The 15,625-nt window shown below is 72.7% G+C and carries 16 protein-coding genes; 5 read left to right on the plus strand and 11 right to left on the minus strand.

Annotated elements, in window-relative coordinates; genetic code table 11:
• Window positions 1-39 precede the first annotated feature (39 nt).
• The 5 genes from VQ03_RS15515 to VQ03_RS15535 form a co-directional block, all read right to left on the minus strand.
• Complete coding sequence (locus VQ03_RS15515) at window positions 40-1,128, minus strand: CgeB family protein (RefSeq protein WP_048451794.1); 1,089 nt, start codon at window positions 1,126-1,128, stop codon at window positions 40-42.
• Window positions 1,125-2,297, minus strand: coding sequence for a glycosyltransferase family 4 protein (locus VQ03_RS15520; protein WP_048451795.1), 1,173 nt, complete (start codon window positions 2,295-2,297; stop codon window positions 1,125-1,127). Before VQ03_RS15520 ends, VQ03_RS15515 begins: the two co-directional genes overlap by 4 nt.
• Complete coding sequence (locus tag VQ03_RS15525; RefSeq protein ID WP_048451796.1) at window positions 2,282-3,580, minus strand: TIGR04295 family B12-binding domain-containing radical SAM protein; 1,299 nt, start codon at window positions 3,578-3,580, stop codon at window positions 2,282-2,284. Before VQ03_RS15525 ends, VQ03_RS15520 begins: the two co-directional genes overlap by 16 nt.
• A 230-nt stretch (window positions 3,581-3,810) precedes the next feature.
• Window positions 3,811-4,899 carry an NAD-dependent epimerase/dehydratase family protein gene (locus VQ03_RS15530; protein ID WP_048451828.1) on the minus strand — a complete coding sequence of 363 codons (1,089 nt, stop codon included), beginning with the start codon at window positions 4,897-4,899 and terminating at the stop codon, window positions 3,811-3,813.
• A complete protein-coding gene (locus VQ03_RS15535) occupies window positions 4,899-6,032 on the minus strand; it encodes an NAD-dependent epimerase/dehydratase family protein (protein ID WP_048451797.1) in 1,134 nt (377 codons plus the stop codon). The genes VQ03_RS15530 and VQ03_RS15535 overlap by 1 nt, the downstream gene beginning before the upstream one ends.
• A gap of 214 nt (window positions 6,033-6,246) precedes the next feature.
• Here VQ03_RS15535 and mdoH point away from each other — a divergent pair, with 214 nt between their 5' ends.
• The 3 genes from mdoH to VQ03_RS15550 all read left to right on the plus strand — a co-directional run bounded on the left by mdoH (window position 6,247) and on the right by VQ03_RS15550 (window position 9,336).
• Window positions 6,247-8,187 carry a glucans biosynthesis glucosyltransferase MdoH gene (mdoH, locus tag VQ03_RS15540; RefSeq protein WP_083468030.1) on the plus strand — a complete coding sequence of 647 codons (1,941 nt, stop codon included), beginning with the start codon at window positions 6,247-6,249 and terminating at the stop codon, window positions 8,185-8,187.
• A 99-nt stretch (window positions 8,188-8,286) separates the two neighbouring features.
• On the plus strand, window positions 8,287-8,742 hold the full coding sequence (locus VQ03_RS15545; RefSeq protein ID WP_048451798.1) for a helix-turn-helix domain-containing protein: 456 nt from the start codon (window positions 8,287-8,289) through the stop codon (window positions 8,740-8,742).
• A gap of 3 nt (window positions 8,743-8,745) precedes the next feature.
• Window positions 8,746-9,336 (plus strand): PIN domain-containing protein, encoded by a 591-nt coding sequence (locus VQ03_RS15550; protein WP_048451799.1) that lies wholly within the window; start codon window positions 8,746-8,748, stop codon window positions 9,334-9,336.
• Window positions 9,337-9,370: 34 nt separating this feature from the next.
• On the opposite strand, the gene VQ03_RS15555 is transcribed toward VQ03_RS15550, so the two are convergent.
• Together VQ03_RS15555 and VQ03_RS15560 are read right to left on the minus strand one after the other, a co-directional pair.
• Window positions 9,371-9,835, minus strand: coding sequence for a hypothetical protein (locus tag VQ03_RS15555; protein ID WP_048451800.1), 465 nt, complete (start codon window positions 9,833-9,835; stop codon window positions 9,371-9,373).
• A gap of 86 nt (window positions 9,836-9,921) precedes the next feature.
• On the minus strand, window positions 9,922-11,076 hold the full coding sequence (locus VQ03_RS15560; RefSeq protein WP_048451801.1) for a trans-sulfuration enzyme family protein: 1,155 nt from the start codon (window positions 11,074-11,076) through the stop codon (window positions 9,922-9,924).
• Between the two features lie 101 nt (window positions 11,077-11,177).
• On the opposite strand from VQ03_RS15560, the gene VQ03_RS15565 reads away from it, so the two are divergent.
• On the plus strand, window positions 11,178-11,702 hold the full coding sequence (locus VQ03_RS15565) for a TspO/MBR family protein (protein ID WP_048451802.1): 525 nt from the start codon (window positions 11,178-11,180) through the stop codon (window positions 11,700-11,702).
• Window positions 11,703-11,709: 7 nt separating this feature from the next.
• Here VQ03_RS15565 and VQ03_RS15570 read toward each other — a convergent pair whose 3' ends face one another.
• Window positions 11,710-12,690, minus strand: a complete 981-nt coding sequence (locus VQ03_RS15570; RefSeq protein ID WP_048451803.1) for a quinone oxidoreductase family protein — start codon at window positions 12,688-12,690, stop codon at window positions 11,710-11,712.
• A gap of 110 nt (window positions 12,691-12,800) precedes the next feature.
• Between VQ03_RS15570 and VQ03_RS15575 the strand changes: the two genes are divergently transcribed.
• Complete coding sequence (locus tag VQ03_RS15575; protein WP_048451804.1) at window positions 12,801-13,694, plus strand: LysR family transcriptional regulator; 894 nt, start codon at window positions 12,801-12,803, stop codon at window positions 13,692-13,694.
• Window positions 13,695-13,721: 27 nt separating this feature from the next.
• Here the strand turns inward: VQ03_RS15575 and VQ03_RS15580 are convergent, their stop codons facing one another.
• The 3 genes from VQ03_RS15580 to VQ03_RS15590 all read right to left on the minus strand — a co-directional run bounded on the left by VQ03_RS15580 (window position 13,722) and on the right by VQ03_RS15590 (window position 15,589).
• Window positions 13,722-14,102 carry a response regulator gene (locus VQ03_RS15580; protein ID WP_048451805.1) on the minus strand — a complete coding sequence of 127 codons (381 nt, stop codon included), beginning with the start codon at window positions 14,100-14,102 and terminating at the stop codon, window positions 13,722-13,724.
• Window positions 14,103-14,282: 180 nt separating this feature from the next.
• Window positions 14,283-14,852, minus strand: a complete 570-nt coding sequence (hpt, locus tag VQ03_RS15585) for a hypoxanthine phosphoribosyltransferase (RefSeq protein ID WP_048451806.1) — start codon at window positions 14,850-14,852, stop codon at window positions 14,283-14,285.
• The gene (locus tag VQ03_RS15590; RefSeq protein WP_048451807.1) at window positions 14,849-15,589 is read right to left on the minus strand and encodes a zinc-ribbon domain-containing protein; all 741 of its coding nucleotides are present in this window, start codon (window positions 15,587-15,589) and stop codon (window positions 14,849-14,851) included. The genes hpt and VQ03_RS15590 overlap by 4 nt, the downstream gene beginning before the upstream one ends.
• Between the last annotated feature and the right edge of the window lie 36 nt (window positions 15,590-15,625).

The following is a 15,625-nucleotide window of genomic DNA, read 5'->3' on the forward strand; positions in this document are numbered from 1 at the left end:
ACGCATGCGCAACGAATCCAGGGTTGCGGCCTGCGCCGCTCAACCCCGCACGGTCTCGGCCACCGCCAGCAGCTCCGCTGCCCGATGCGCGCAGGTGTGCCGCGCCCGGATCGTCCTCGAGCCCTGCTCCGCCAGGGAGGAGCGCAGACCCGGATCCTGCGCGAGGTCGCGCAGGTGGCGCTCCATCGCCGCCCCGTCCGGCGCTACCAGGAAGTCGCGCCCCGGGGTGAACAGGCCCTCGCTGTCGCGCCAGGGCGCCGAGACCAGGGGGATGCCGCAGGCGAGGGCCTCGAAGACCCGGATCGTCGGGATCCCGGGCAGGGCCTCGACGTAGAAGCGCCGCGGCACGTGCACGGTGGCGAGGTGGCGGGAAAACACGTCCGGGGCACGGGCATTCGGCAGCCAGCCGCGGTAGCGGGCGCCGAAGCGCCGCAGGGTGGCCAGCGCGTCGTCCGGGTAGCGCACGCCCCAGATGTCGAGGGGAAGGCCGGCCCGCTGCGCCGGTTCGAACAGGAAGCGCTCCAGCTCCGCGCTGCGCTCGCCGTCGCCCCAATTGCCGATCCAGACCAGCCCCTCGCGAGGGGCCTCGACCTCCGGAGGGCGGAACAGGCGGGTGTCGGCGGCCTCGTGCCAGACGAAGACGCGGTTCCCCCAGCCCCAGCCGCGATAGACCTCCGCCAGGGTCTCGCCGAAGGCCAGCACGCCGTCATAGGCGGAGAGGTCGTAGGCCCGCATCGCGTCGGGCTCGCTCACCGCCCGGTGATGGGTATCGTGGAAGAGCAGCGTGAAGCGGCCGCCCTTGCGCCGCGCCGCGCCGATGCGGGCGACGAGGGCGGGCTCGTTCCACTCGTGGACCAGCACGAGATCGGCGCCGTCGAGGGCCGCATCCAGGTCGAAGCCCGGCGGGTCGATCGTGGCGGCGAGCTCGGGGTAGGGCGCGAGGGAGGAGGCGAGGCCGGCGGCACCGTGGTCGCGAACGAGGTTCTCGACGCTCCAGGCTCCCTCCGGCTCGTGGGCCGCGACAGCGTGGCCGAGGGACTGCAACTCGCGCAGCACGCCGCGCAGGAAATGCGCGTTGCCGTGGTTCCAGCACGAGCGCAGGGAATGGGTGAAGGCGACGATCCTCACGCCGGCACCCCGGCCCGCAGGGGCGGGGCCTCCAGCACCGTCCGGTAGGCGTCGAGCACGCCCGCCGTCATCGCCTCGACCGTGTAGGCCTCGGCCCGTGTCCGCGCCTCGGCGCCGAGCCGCGCCCGGATCGCGGGGTCGGCCGCCACCATCTCGATGGCGCAGGCGAAGCCCGCGTCGTCGTCGGGCGCGATGAAGATCGCGGCCTCGTCCCACAGCTCGCGGAAGGTCGGGATGTCGGAGAGCACCAGGGCGCAGCCGGCGCTCGCGGCTTCCAGGACGCTGAGGCCGAAGGGCTCGTAGCGGGCGGCGGAGGCGTAGATCGGCGCCCCGGCGAGCCAGCGCGCCACGTCCTGGTCGCTGAGGCGGCCCAGCGGGCGCAGGGCCTCGGGGGAGAACTGCGCCGCGTTCGGACCCTTCAGGGGGCCGGCGGCGAGGAAGGGCAGGCGCAGGCGCGAGGCGGCCCGGTCGAGGGTGCGGACGTTCTTGCCCTCGTCCCAGAGTCGTCCGGCGGTGAAGGCGAAGGGCGAGGCGGCGGCTCCCACCGGGGTGCGGTGGCCCCGGGACGCGGCGCTGCGCCGGCCGTTGGGCACCACGCGCGGCGGCGCGATGCCGTAGGTCGCGGCGGTCGCCTCCGCGAAGGCGCGGGGGGGGCTGAGCAGCGCGTCGACCCGCCGGTAGCCCTCGGCGACGAGGTTCGCCCGCCAGGCGAGGTCCGGCGGCAACGGGCCGGGGCGCATCGCCGCCCACCAGGTCGCCACGCAGGAATGGGCGACCGCCACCACCGGCGCGCAGAAATCGGTGATCGCCGCCAGCGCCGGGCTGTTGAGGTGGATCAGGTCCGCCCCCGCCCGCTCGGCCTCGCGGGCGACGATCCGCGCGGCGGCCTCGACCTCGGCGGGAGTGAGGGCGGTCCAGTCGAGGCTGGCGCCGAGGGGACAGAGGTCGAGGCCGCGGATGGCGCGGGCGGCGCGGAACTGGTCCTGGCTCGGCTCGGGCCCGAGCACCGCGAGGGTGATGCCGACGCCCCGGCGGGTCAGGTCCTCGGCGAGGTCGAGCCCGTATTGCCAGACGCCGCCGACCGCATCGATGGTCATGAACAGGGTGAGGACCGGGGCGCCGCGATGCGGGGCGGGGCGTCCGGCCGGGACCGTCAGGCTGGGCAGCATGCCGCCTCCAGTTCGCGCAGCGGGGCCGGCCGCTCCTCCTGGATGTCGCTGAAGCGGTCGAACTGGTTCAGGTAGTGCGCGTGCGCGCGTTCCCAAGCCTCGCCGTCCGGCTCGCCCCAGAGGCGGCGGTAATCGGGCGAGGACGGGTAGGGATAGAGCGGCACGGGATCGTTGGCCCAGACGCCGGCGGCACGCAGCCGGTCGCGCCAGGCCGCGACCAGGTCGGGATCGTCCCCCGCCACTTTGATGAGGTTCGCCTGCACGAACGGGACCGAGCGGCGGGCATGGATCAGGCGCTCGGCGAGGTCGTCGGTCGAGGCGCGGCAGTTCTTGTCGAGGAGCGCGCGGCCGGCCTCGGTCAGGCTCTCGACCCCGGCCTCGATCGAGACGCAGCCCGCAGCACCCAGGAGGTCGAGCATGTCGGGCTTCCACAGGTCGATCCGCGTCTGCACCCCGAACTCCACCCGGCGCTCGGCCAGGGCCTCCAGCAGGGGTTTCTGCGGCAGGAAGATCTCGTCGATGAAGTAGAGGTAGGTCGCCCCTTGCGCGATCAACCGGTCGACCTCCTCCAGGATGAGCGGCAGCGCGCGCCGCCGGTACTTGTCCCGGAAGTCGATCTTGGCGCAAAAGGTGCAGGAATAAGGGCAGCCGCGCGAGGCCTCGACCTCGGCGCCCGGTCCCTCCGGCGCCCGGTCGTAGCGGTGATGGTGGTGGGTGTGGCGCGCCACCCAGGCGTCGGGCCAGGACAGGGCCGGCAGGTCGGTGAAGGTGGTCGCCGCGGGGCCACCGGTGACCACCGTCCCGGACCCGTCGCGGAAGGCCAGGGCCGGCACGGATCCGGGCCGTGCGAGGCCGCCCCCGGCCAGCTGCGCCACCACCTCCTCGCACTCGCCCCGCACCACGAGGTCGCAGGCGAGCTTGGCGAGGGTCGTCTCCGGCGTGACCGAGCCGTGCGGGCCCACCGCCACGGTGCGGCCGCCGCGGGTCCCCAGCGCGTCCAGGAAGGCGCGGGGCACCCGCAATTCGGGCTGGGCGCAGCGCCAGAACAGGTAGGTCGGGGCGGTGGTCACCACCGTGAAAGTGGGGGCGAAGTCCGCCACCCGGTCGGCCAGGCCCGCGAGCGAGAGCCCGTCCAGGGCCCCGTCCAGCATCAGCACCGCGTGGCCCGCCCGCTCCAGCAGCGCCTTGCAGGCCCCGAGCTCCAGGGGCAGGTGCGGGGAACGGCATCCGAAGTAGATGCTGTTCTCGAAGCTCCAGGTCGGGTTGACGAGGGCGATTCTCACAACGGGCGTCCTACGGCGGGAGCGGGCATCGCGGATACTGGGGGCGACTACTGGGGGCGACTATCGGTGATCTGGCGGGTCCGCTCCGGACGACAAGGGCTTTCTGCCCGGGCGCGGTTAAGCGAGTGATACCAGAGGGCTGATCGCCATGCCCTCGGCGCATGGCGCGACCGTTGCCATGCCGGGGCCGCAGGCGGCGGAACGGAACCGAACCGCCTCGCGCGCGTGTGTCAGGCCGGAACCGACCGGGTCTCCAGGGACAGTCCCCGGCTCCCGGCGAGCCATTCCGCCAGGCGGTCGAGGCCCCGGCGCCAGGGGAGGGGAGGCGGGAGCCCGAGATCGGCGGCGACGCGGCGGGTGTCCGAGACGTAGTAGCGCTGGTCGCCCGCGCGCCAATCCTCGAAGCTCAGGGCCAGGGGATGGCCGACGATCGTCTCGATCGCCGCGAGCACCTGGCGCAGCGACACCGCATTGGCCGGTCCGCCGCCGAGATTGTAGGCCCGGCCCTTCACCTGCGCGATTCGCGCCAGGGCCGCCCGGTAGGCCGCGACCGCGTCGCCGACATCGAGCACGTCGCGCACCTGGCAGCCGTCGCCGTAGACGGTGATCGGCCGGCCCTCCAGCGCCCGGATCAGGAAATGGGCGACCCAGCCCTGGTCCTCGGTGCCCATCTGGCGCGGGCCGTAGATGCAGCTCATCCGCAGCACGCAGGTCGGCACCCCGAAGCTGCGGGCGTAGTCGAGCACGTACTGGTCCGCCCCGCCCTTCGAGCAGCCATAGGGGGTGTGGAAGTCGAGGGGGCGCTCCTCGCCGACGCCGTGGGCGAGGAGCGCCGGGTCCTCCGGCGCGTAGGCGTCGCCCACCCGCCGGAAGGTCAGGTCGGCGAGGTCGCCGTAGACCTTGTTGGTCGAGGCGAAGACCAGGGGCGGCGGGTCGGGGCGCCGGCGCAGCGCCTCGAGCAGGGTGAGCGTCCCGCCGAGATTGACGGCGAAATCCGCCACCGGGTCCGTCAGGCTCGTCGTCACGGCGACCTGGGCGGCGAGGTGGACCACCGCCGAGGCGTCCGAGGCCGACGCCGCGAGGCTCGCGGCGTCACGCACGTCCGCCGTCACGGCGGAGATGCGCTCCGGATGGCGGTCCTTCAGCCAGGCGAGGTTGGCCTCGACGCCGGGGCGCAGCAGGGCGTCGTAGACGAGCACGTCCCGCCCCTCCGCCGCCAGGCTGTCCGCGAGGTTCGCGCCGATGAAGCCGGCGCCGCCGGTGATCAGGACCGGGCGCCGGCCGGCCGTCAGGGAGGCCTTCGACAGGGGAGCCGTCATCACGCCACCAGCCCGCGCCGGTCGAGCTCGCGGCGCGCCTCCTCGACCCGGTCCCGGGCCTCCTCCTGCTCCGCCACCCAGGCGGCGAGTTCCTTGAGTCCGTCGGCGAAGTCGCGGGCCGGGCGGTAGCCGAGCTCGTCGCGCGCCTTGGTGATGTCCGGGATGCAGTGGCGGATGTCGCCGGCCCGGGCCTTGCCGGCGATCTCCGGCGTCAGGTCCGGCCGGCCCATCGCCCGAGCCAGGAGCGCGGCGACCTCCCGCACCGAGCGGTCCTCGCCCGAGCCGATATTGTAGACCTGGCCGGCGGCCCGGGGGCGATCGAGCGCGAGCAGGAAGGCCTGGGCCACGTCGTCGACCTGGACGAAGTCGCGCCGCTGGTGCCCGTCCTCGAAGATCACCGGGGGGGCGCCGTTATGCAGGCGCGAGGCGAAGATCGCGAGGACGCCCGTATAGGGGTTGGAGAGCGCCTGGCCCGGCCCGTAGGCGTTCCAGAGGCGAAGTGCCACGCCCTCCATGCCGTAGGCCGGCGCCAGCATCAGGGTCAGGCGCTCCTGGGCGTACTTGGTGAGCGCGTAGACGGAGGCGAGGGCCGGGCGCTTCCATTCCGGCGTCGGCACCGGCACCAGGGGACGGCCCTCCTCGTCGAGGGGGTCCCAGGGCGCGTCGGGGCCCGAGCGGGGCTGGCGCAGGACCTCCTCGCGCACCCGCCCGTCGGCGCCGCGATACAGCCCCTCGCCGTAGACGCTCATCGAGGAGGCGACCACGACCCGCCGCACCGGTTGCTCGATCAGGGCCTGGAACAGGATGGCGGTGCCGTGGTCGTTGACCGCGACGTAGCGGTCGACGTCGTACATGCTCTGGCCGACCCCGACCTCGGCGGCGAGGTGGATCACCGCGTCGACCCCGGCCACCGCCCCGGCCACCGCGCGCCCGTCGCGGATGTCGCCGATGCGCAGCTCGACCGCGTCCGGCAGGCCCTCCGGCCGGGCCCGGCCGCCCGTCTCCCCTGCACCATGGACCTGCTCGATCAGGCAATCCAGCACGCGCACCCGGTCGCCCCGGGCGACGAGGGCCCGCGCCACGGCCCGGCCGATGAAGCCGGCCCCGCCGGTGATCAGGATGGTCTGCGGCACCCGTCGCGCTCCTTGAGCTGGCCGACCGTCGCCGGCCGATACATCCAGGCTGTATCTATGGGAGCGGAGCCCCGCGAACAGGTGTCATCGTTCTGGCGTCATTCAGCCCGATTGACCCAAGAGATCGATCCAAGCGATGCCAGTGGGATAGCCCAGTCCTGGTGCCCGGCGCCGCGTCCCGCTTCGGCCCCATCCACCGAGTTCACGCGACCCCATGTCCCTCGTCCCCCCGTCGCACGATGCGGTGCCGGCTGCGCCCGGCGCGGACCTCACCCAGCGGCAAGAGATCCGCAGAGAGGCCGCCGCGTTACGCCGGCGCCGGCTGGCCCTCGTCCTGCCGACGGTGGCGACGGCCCTCGCCATCGCGGCGGCGGCCTGCGCCAGCGCCGGCGTACCGGACGGCCCGCTCGAAGCCGCGGTGCTGGCGCTGTTCTGCCTGGCGATGGCCTGGCAGGCCTACATCGCCTGGCAGTACCTCTACGGCGCGGTCGCCGCCGGCCTGGGCGCCCGGGTGATGTCGCGGGTGGAGCGGCAGGCCGCCGCGATGGCGCCGGTGGCGAGCGGCCGCAGCCGCACCGCGGCCGTGGTGGCGATCCACGCCGAGGACGCGGCCGCGGTCTTCGCGGCGATCCGGGTCATGGCCCGCTCGCTCGCCCGCACCGGCGGCGACGGGCGCGACCTCGACATCTTCGTCCTCAGCGATACCCGCGACCCGGAGATCGCCGCTGCCGAGGAGCGCGAATTCGCCCGGATCCGGGCGTGGCGCGAGACCGCCGGGCCCGGCCTGCCGGCCGTGCGCTACCGTCGCCGCCAGGACAACGCGGGCCGCAAGGCCGGCAATATCGGCGAGTTCTGCGACACTTACGGCCACGACTACGATTTCATGATCGTGCTCGACGCCGACAGCCTGATGACCGGCACCGCCATGCGCCGCCTGGTGCGGCTGATGGAGGAGAACCCGCGCGTCGGCCTGATCCAGACCGTCAGCTACGCCGCCGGGCGCGACACGCTGTTCGCCCGCATCCAGCAATTCGCCGTGCGGCTCTACGCCCCGCTCTCGATCCGGGCGCTGGAGACCTGGCAGGGACCGGACGGGGGCTATTGGGGCCACAACGCCATCCTGCGGATCGAGGCCTTCGCGGCCAATGCCGAACTGCCGGTGCTGCCCGGCCGGCCCCCGCTGGGCGGCGAGATCCTGTGCCACGACACGGTCGAGGGGGCGTTCCTGCGCCGGGCCGGCTGGGAGCTGCGCCTCCTGCCGGATGAGCCCGGCACCTGGGAGGAGATGCCCACCAACCTCACCGACCTGCTCGGCCGCGAGCGGCGCTGGTGCCAGGGCAACCTGCAGCATCTCGGCATCCTCCGCCTGCCGGGCCTCACGGCCGGCAGCCGCTGGCATCTCGGCGCCGGCATCCTGTCCTACCTCGCCTCGCCGGTCTGGGTCGCCTTCTTGGGGCTGGGCACCTGGCAGGCGATCCGCAGCGGCGATCTCGGCCTCCTCGCCTACGGCCTCGCCGGCGAGGGGCCGGCGGCGGCGATCCTGGCATCCTTGAGCCTCGCCGTGCTGTCGCTGCCGAAGCTCCTGAGCCTCGGCCACGTCCTCCTCTCGGCCCAACGCCGCGCCGCCTTCGGTGGCACGAGACGCCTGCTGGTCAGCGCCGCCCTCGAACAGGCCCTGTGGGTGCTGCTCTGGCCGGTCATGACCCTGTTCAATGCCGGCGCGGTGGCGACGACCTTCGCCGGACGGGTGGTGCGCTGGGACACGCAAGCTCGCGACGACCGCCGGGTGCCGTGGTCCGAGGCCTGCCGGCTCCAGGCCGACTCGCTCGTCGCCGGCGGCCTGCTGGCGGCGGCTCTGGCCTACGCCGCCGACCCGCTGCTCGCCCTCTGGATGGCACCCATGGTCCTCGCCCTGCTGGCGAGCCCGGCGCTCAGCGTGCTGACCAGCCGGGCCGATCTCGGCCAGGCGGCGCGCCGGCGCGGCCTCTTCCTCACCGTCGACGACACCGCCCAGGCCCGCGAGCTGCGAGACCTCGCGGCCGCCCGCGCCGCGCCGCCCGTGCCCGCACGACCGCACCCGGTCCGCGGCGAGGCCCCGGTCTGGCTCGCGACGGCCACGGACGACGCCAAGGCGTCGCCGCCGCGGGAGATCTGAGAAGCCGAAACGTCTCTCCCGCTCTCGCGTTGCGGCAGTTGCGTTCGCTGCGATTATTGCGAATAATGCGACCGCTTCGATTCGAGAGGAGAGGCCTTCATGACAGTGCCGGCCTATGCCGAGCCTTTGGGCCGTCGTCTTCCCTCGGAGGACGAGCGTGCGGCGGCAAACCAGCTCCGCACGATCCTCGCGGCGCACGCCGCCGACCGGGCGAAGCTACGCATTCTCGACGAGGCCAGATCGCCGGTCGAGGTGACGCTGACGCCCGCCCTGTCGAATCTGCTGATCGACCTCTTGCGGCATGTCGGCAGCGGCCACGCGGTGACGTTGGTGCCTGTGGGCCAGATGCTGTCCACCCAGCAGGCGGCCGACCTGCTGAACGTCTCGCGGCCATTCCTCATTTCCCTGCTCGACCGGCAGGAGATCCCCCATACCCTGGTCGGGCGGCACCGCCGGATCAAGGCCGAGCACCTGTTCGATTACAAGCGGGCGCGGGATACGAAGCGAGGTGAGGCGTTGTCTGCCCTCGCGGAGATGGACGGAGAGCATCTCTGAGCCATGTTCGCCAGCCGCTTCACCGCATTCATCGACGCCTGCGCGCTTGCCGGCGCCTTGAAGCGGAATCTGCTGCTGACCTTGGCCGAAGCCGAGTTCTTCCGCGTCCGATGGTCCGAACCTGTCCTGATGGAGACGGAGCGCGCCATCGCGGAGATCCTGTCCTGCAAGGGCGTAGCCGATGCCGCCGCACATGGAGCCCGTGCACGGGCCGCCATGGAGACCGCATTCGCGGAAGCTGCCGTCACAGGCTTCGAGGATTTCCTGATCCACGGCGCGGGCTTGCCGGACAAGAGCGACGCCCATGTACTGGCGGCGGCGGTCAAGACGCGCGCCTCGGTCATCGTGACGGATAACCTGAAGGATTTTCCCGCGGAGATCCTGCTGCCCCTGGACCTGGAGGCCCGCTCCACCGACGCCTTTCTCGCCGACACGATCGCTCTCGATACCGGCAGGGCCGCAGCCGCTATTCGTACCATGCGGCTGCGACTCAAGCGGCCCGAGAAGCACGCCGAAGCGCTTCTCGTCGACATGGACGCCGCTGGCCTCGTCGAGACCGTCGATGTTCTCCGTCCCTACGCCGCCGTCCTGTAGCCGGCCTCACCACCCCGATCTCACCACCCCGATCTCACCTGGCCGGCTTGCCCAGCACCTTGAGCGGGTCGGTGCGCTGGCTCGGCGGGGGCTCGGCGGTGAGGCTGTCGGCGCGCTCCTCCGGCTGGCCGCGGGTGCTGCCGGTGGTGGTGGGGCTGCCCTGGCCGGCGGTGGCGCGGTTGGCGGGGCTCGTCACCGGGACGGTGCCGCTGGCGAGTTCGAGGCAGGTCAGCATCTCGACGTAGCTCGGGAAGCCGCCGGCGCGCGATTGCTGGGAGCACTGACTCTTGGCCGAGCCTGAGAACTGGCTCCAACGCTTGCGCAACTCGTCGCCGGCCGAGCGCTCGGACCGCAGGCAGCCGTCGGAGCCGGCCTCCTGGCTGACCGAGGCGCGGCCGGGGGAGTTGCAGGTCGCCTCGATGTCGAGCCGCGGCGGACCATCCGCCGCGACGAGGACGAGCTGCGCGCCGAGGAGCGCGAAGGGCAAGGCGGCGGGCATGGCGGGTCTCCCGTGAACCGGCGAGGCAGAAAAGCTTCGCCGGTTCAACGCGCCAGGGCCGCAGGAAGCTCCCTCGCCCCGATTTCTCAGCCTTGCCGCAGGGCCTGATCCAGGTCGGCGTAGAGGTCGTCCGCATCCTCGATGCCGACCGAGAGGCGCAGCAGGTCCGGCGGGCAGGGGGTGCTCGGTCCCTCGATCGAGGCGCGGTGCTCGATCAGGCTCTCGACGCCGCCCAGCGACGTGGCGCGCTTCCACAAGCCCACCCGGGCCGCCGCCCTGATCGCCGCCGCCTCGCCCGCTGCCACCCGGATCGACAGCATGGTGCCGAAGCCGCCGGTCATCTGGCGCGCCGCCACCGCGTGGCCGGGATGTTTGGGAAGGCCCGGATACAGCACCTGGGCCACGGCCGGATGGGCGGTGAGCCGACGGGCGAGGTCGGCGGCATTCGCCATCTGGGCGGCGATGCGCACGTGCAGGGTGCGCATCCCGCGCATCAAGAGGTAGGCCTCGAACGGGCCCAGGATCGCGCCGTTGCCGGAGCGGATGCGCTGGATGCGGGCCCAGAAGTCGTCGGCCTTGGCGCCGGCGAGCGCCCCGGCGATCACGTCGGAATGGCCGTTGAGCACCTTGGTGGCGGCGTGCATCACCACGTCGGCGCCCAGGCTCAGGGGCCGGGTCACCACCGGCGAGCTCGCGGTCGAGTCGACGGCGAGGCGCGCGCCCGCCGCATGGGCGATCTCGGCGGCGCCCGCGATGTCGGTGACGGTCCAGAGCGGGTTCGAGGGGGTCTCGAGCCAGACGAGCTTGGTCTCTCCGGGCCGCACCGCGCCCTTCAGGGCGTCGAGGTCGTCGGTGGCGACGAAATCGACCTTGAGGCCCCAGCGGGTCGCCTCCTCGGAGAGCCAGCGGCGCAGGGCCCAGTACATCACGGTCGGCGCCACGATGTGGTCGCCCGGATCGAGGGCGCCGAACACCGCCGTGGCGGCGGCCATGCCGGAGGAGAACAGCAGCGCCCCGGCCTCGGCCTCCTCCAGCATCGCGATCACGCCTTCCGCCTCGCGGACGGTGGCGTTGTCGGGCCGGCCGTAGACGTAGCCGGACGAGTACTGGTTGTCGGGGTCGCGGAGATAGGTGGTGGCGACGTGGATCGGCGGCACCACGGCCTTCGTGACCGGATCGACGTGGCCCAGCGCCTGCGCGGCGAGGCTCTTCTTCGACCATTGGCGCGGGGCGCTGCTCATGCCGGACTCCAGGATGCGACGGGGATTTTTGCTCCCCCGCCGCCCTTGCAGAACCGGTGCCGGCGCGCAACCTCCATCCCGGTATAGCACCCGAGCCCGTGATGCCTCCGACCGCAACGCTGACCGATCCCGCCCGGCCCCTCCTCTCCCCCGTGCCGCGCCTCCTCGCGGCGATCGCGCCCGTGGCGGCGGTCGCGGTCGTGGGGAGTCTCGCGACGACGCCGAACATCCCGACCTGGTATGCGGGCCTGGCGAAGCCCGGCTTCACGCCGCCGAACTGGCTGTTTCCGGTCGCCTGGACGATCCTCTACACGCTGATCGCCTTCGCCGGCTGGCGGGTCCTCGGCACCGCCCCGGCGACGGGTGGGTTGCGGCGCACCCGCACGCTCGCTTTGTGGGCCTTCTTCGTTCAGCTCGCCCTCAACGGCGCCTGGACGCCGGTCTTCTTCGCCCGGCACGACCTGGGCGGCGGGCTGGTCGTGGTGGTCGCCCTGTTGATCATGATCCTGTGGACGATCCGGCTCTTCGCCTCGCTCGACCGGATCGCCGCCCTCGTCCTCGTTCCTTACGCCGCGTGGGTCGCCTACGCGACGGCGCTCAACGCGGCGATCTGGTGGATGAACTGACGATCCGTCAGGGCACCAGCACGATCGCCCCCGTCACCGCCCGCGCCTCCGCCGCCTCGTGCGCCTCCACCACCTTCTCCAGGGGGAAGCGCGCCCCGATCTCGACCGCGACGTGGCCCCGCGCGATCGCGTCGAACAGGTCGGCGGCGTTGGCCCGGAAGGTGGCCGGGTCGGCATTGTGCGGGAAGACCGAGGGGCGGGTGAGGAACAGGCAGCCCTTCTTGTTCAGGAGTTCCGGGTCGATCGCCGGGGACGGCCCCGAGGCGGCGCCGTAGGAGACGACGAGCCCGAACGGGGCGGCGCAGTCGAGGGACTTCAGCAGGGTGTCCTTCCCGACCGCGTCGTAGACGACCCGGGCCTTGGCGCCGCCGGTGGCGTCCAGGAAGGCCTTGGGCCAGTCGGGATCGTTCAGGTCGATGACGGCGGCGCAGCCGGCGGCGAGCGCCGCATCGCGCTTCTGCGGCGAGCCGGTGGTGCCGACGACCTTGGCGCCGAGTGCGGTCGCCCAGCGGGTCAGGATCTGGCCGACGCCGCCGGCGGCGGAATGGACCAGCAGCAGGTCGCCCGCCTGCACCGCATGGGTCTTGCGCAGGAGGTACTGCGCCGTCATGCCCTTGAACAGCAGGGACGCGGCAGCCTCGTCGCTGACGCCCTCGGGCAGCCGCACGAGCTTGCCCGCGGGCACGATGCGCCGGTCCGCATAGGCGCCGACACCGGCATTCATGGTGGCCGCCCGGTCGCCGGGCTTCAGGTCCGTCACGTCCGGCCCCACCGCCTCGACGATCCCCGCCGCCTCGAAGCCGAGCCCGGTCGGCAGGTCGAGCGGGTAGGCGCCCCGGCGCTGGTAGACGTCGATGAAGTTGAAGCCGATGGCGGTCTGGCGCAAGCACACCTCGCCCGCGCCGGGCGCGGCCAGGTCCCCGCTCGACAAGGTCATGACCTGCGGTGGGCCGAACTCGGTGATCACCACGCGGCGATGGGTCGACATGACGGACTTCTCCTCTGGTCTGCCCCGCTCGTGCGACCGGTATGGACCCGCCGGGCGGCGTGATAAATCCGGCCTCGCATTCGAGGTTTGAAACGAACGGTTTGCAATCGATGGATCGTCTGTCGGGCATGGAGGCCTTCGCCAAGGCCGTCGAGACGGGATCCTTCTCGGCCGCGGGCGAGGCGCTCGGGCTCTCGCCGCAGGCGGTCGGCAAGCAGGTGCGCCTGCTGGAGGAGCATCTCGGCCTCCGGCTGATCCACCGCACGACGCGCCGGCAGAGCCTGACCGAGGCGGGGCGCACGCTCTACGAGCGCGTGCGCATCATCCTGGCGGAGGTCGAGGCGGTGGAGGCGGTCGCGGCGAGCAGCCAGGCGGTGCCGCGCAGCCGGATCCGCGTCAATGCCCCGGTTACCTTCGGTGCCTACGACCTCGCCCGGGTGCTGCCTGCCTATCTCGCGGCCCACCGGCAGGTCGATGTCGAGCTGACTCTCTCGGACCGGAAGGTCGACCTGATCGAGGAAGGCTACGAGGTGGTCTTCCGCGTCGGCCCGCCGGCCGAGGGCGGCCTGATCGCCCGGCCGTTGCGCCCGATGGATTTCTCCCTCTGCGCCGCGCCGTCCTACCTGGCGGCCAGGGGCGCGCCGCGCGTGCCCGCCGACCTCGCGCAGCACGAATGCCTGGGCTTCGCCTACATGGCGACGGGAGACCAGTGGCGTTTCGTCGGGCCGGAGGGGCGAGAGGGGAGGCAGGTGGCGGTCGAGGTGTCGTACCGGCTCCTGGTCAACAATGGCCAGGCCCTGCTCACGGCGGCCGTCTCCGGCCTCGGCCTGCTGCTGCAGCCGACCGCCCTGGTCCGGGATGCCGTCGCGGCGGGCCATCTCGTGACGGTGCTGCCCGCCTACCGGCCCGTCTCCCGCCCGATGCACCTGCTCTACGCGCCCGACCGGCGCATCACCCCGAAGCTGCGCTCCTTCGTCGATTTCGCGCTCGCCCATTTCGCCTGACCGGTGGCCGGGCGCCGACGCGCCTTCTCAGCGCGCCGGCACCGCCCCGGCGGCGCGCAGGGTGCGGGAGACGGTGGCGCGCATGTCGGCGAGGGTGAAGGGCTTGGTCAGCACGTCGGCCACGATGGCGTCGAGGCCCCGCGCGCGCTCCCGCTGATCGGCGAAGCCGGTCATCAGCAGGATCGTCAGGTCGGGGTAGTCGCGCTTGGCGGCGAGAGAGAGAGCGATGCCGTCCATCAGCGGCATGCGGATGTCGGTCAGCATCAGGTCGAAGGCGTTCTCGGCGAGCCGGTCGAGACCGTCGCTGCCGTCGACAGCCGTCACGACCGTGTGGCCGTCCATCTCCAGCCCGCGCTTCAGGAAGCCGCGGATGGGTTCCTCGTCGTCGACCAGCAGGATGCGCGCCATGTCCTCTCGTCTCTCCGGGCCGAAACGCCGCGCGGATGCGACGAGTGTGATCGGGCGCGCAGCATCGGGTCAAGCCCTTGCGGCAGATCAGGTTCCGGTTTCGTGTCGCTTTCCGGGGCGAAGCCCGACCGCGTTGCAATCGTGCATCGCTCCGGATGCTCGGGCCTCGTCCCGTGAGTCTTACGCCTTGTCGAACAGGTCCGGCCCGCCGTCGCCGTAATCGACGAGGCCGACATAGGGCAGCTGACGGAAGGCGTGGGCCACGTCCATGCCGTAGCCGACCACGAACACGTCCGGGCAGGTGAAGCCGACGTAGTCGGCGTCGATCGTCACCGCGCGCTTGCCGGGCTTCTCCAGCAGCACGGTGCTGAGCACCCGCCGCGCGCCGCGCGCCATCAGGAGGTCCTTGGCGTAGACGAGGGTGCGGCCGGATTCGAGGATGTCGTCGATGAGCAGCACGTCGCGCCCGCGCACCTCGCTCTCGACGTCGCGCAGGATCGCGACCTGGCCGGAGGAGACCGTGGCGGCGCGGTAGCTCGACAGGTGGATGAACTCGACCTGCGGCGCGAGGCCCGCCCGGTGCAGGGCCCGGATCAGGTCGGCGGCGAACATGAAGCTGCCCTTGAGCACCGCCACCACCAGGAGGTTCTCCAGGGGCTGGCTCGCGATGGCGCGGGCGATCTCCTCGTTGCGCTGCGCGATGGCGGATTCGTCGAAGAGGACGCGGACGCGGGGCAGGGGCGGGTTCATCGGTCTTTCGGGTTCGCCTGAAGGTTCATCGGAGCTCGCAGGCTGACGGCAGAATCCCCGCTGTCAACCGCGGCAAAGCGGACCAGCACCTGCTGCCCCTTGGTCGGGGCGCTGGCAAGCTCGGCCCGGAAGCGGGCCGATTCCTCGGGCTCCAGCCGGTCCCGCGGCGGCTCGGCGGTCCAGCGATAGACGACGTGGCCGTGCTCGTCGCGCACTTCGAGGCTGAGCGGAGGCACCGGCACGACGTGTTTCGAGGCGCTCACGACGTCGCCCTCGACCACGAGGCGACCGCTGCCGGAGGCGTCCGGCACCTGGTAGGCGGCGATGTCGCGGAAGGCGAGGCCGCGCAGGTTCACCGGAAGGCCGATCGCCGCGTAGAGCCGGGCGGTCTGGGGCAGGGCGCGCACGACGGCCTGCCGCCCGGCCGGCAGGAGGGCGACCAGGACCGCCCCGCAGGCCGCGACCGCGAGGGCCGCCACGGCGAGGCGCCGGCGCCCGGAGCCTCCGGCGGCGCCCGTCGTCGCGGCGGGGGGCGCGGCACGGCGGGGCGCGGCATTCCCGGCGGCCGAGAACACCGCCTCGCCGGGAGGCGAGAGTTCGGGGGCCGGTTCCGCCGCGGGGGCGGGCACGAACCAGGGCTCGCGGCAGGCGGCGCAGCGCACGGTCCGCCCGGCGGGGCCGATCTTCTCGGGATCGAGCGTATATTCGCTTGCGCAGGCAGGGCAGACGATCAGCATGGCGAATCAGTCGGGCGCGGCACCGGAGCCGGACGA

This window comes from Methylobacterium tarhaniae, assembly GCF_001043955.1.
In the GTDB taxonomy this organism is placed as follows: Bacteria; Pseudomonadota; Alphaproteobacteria; order Rhizobiales; family Beijerinckiaceae; genus Methylobacterium; species Methylobacterium tarhaniae.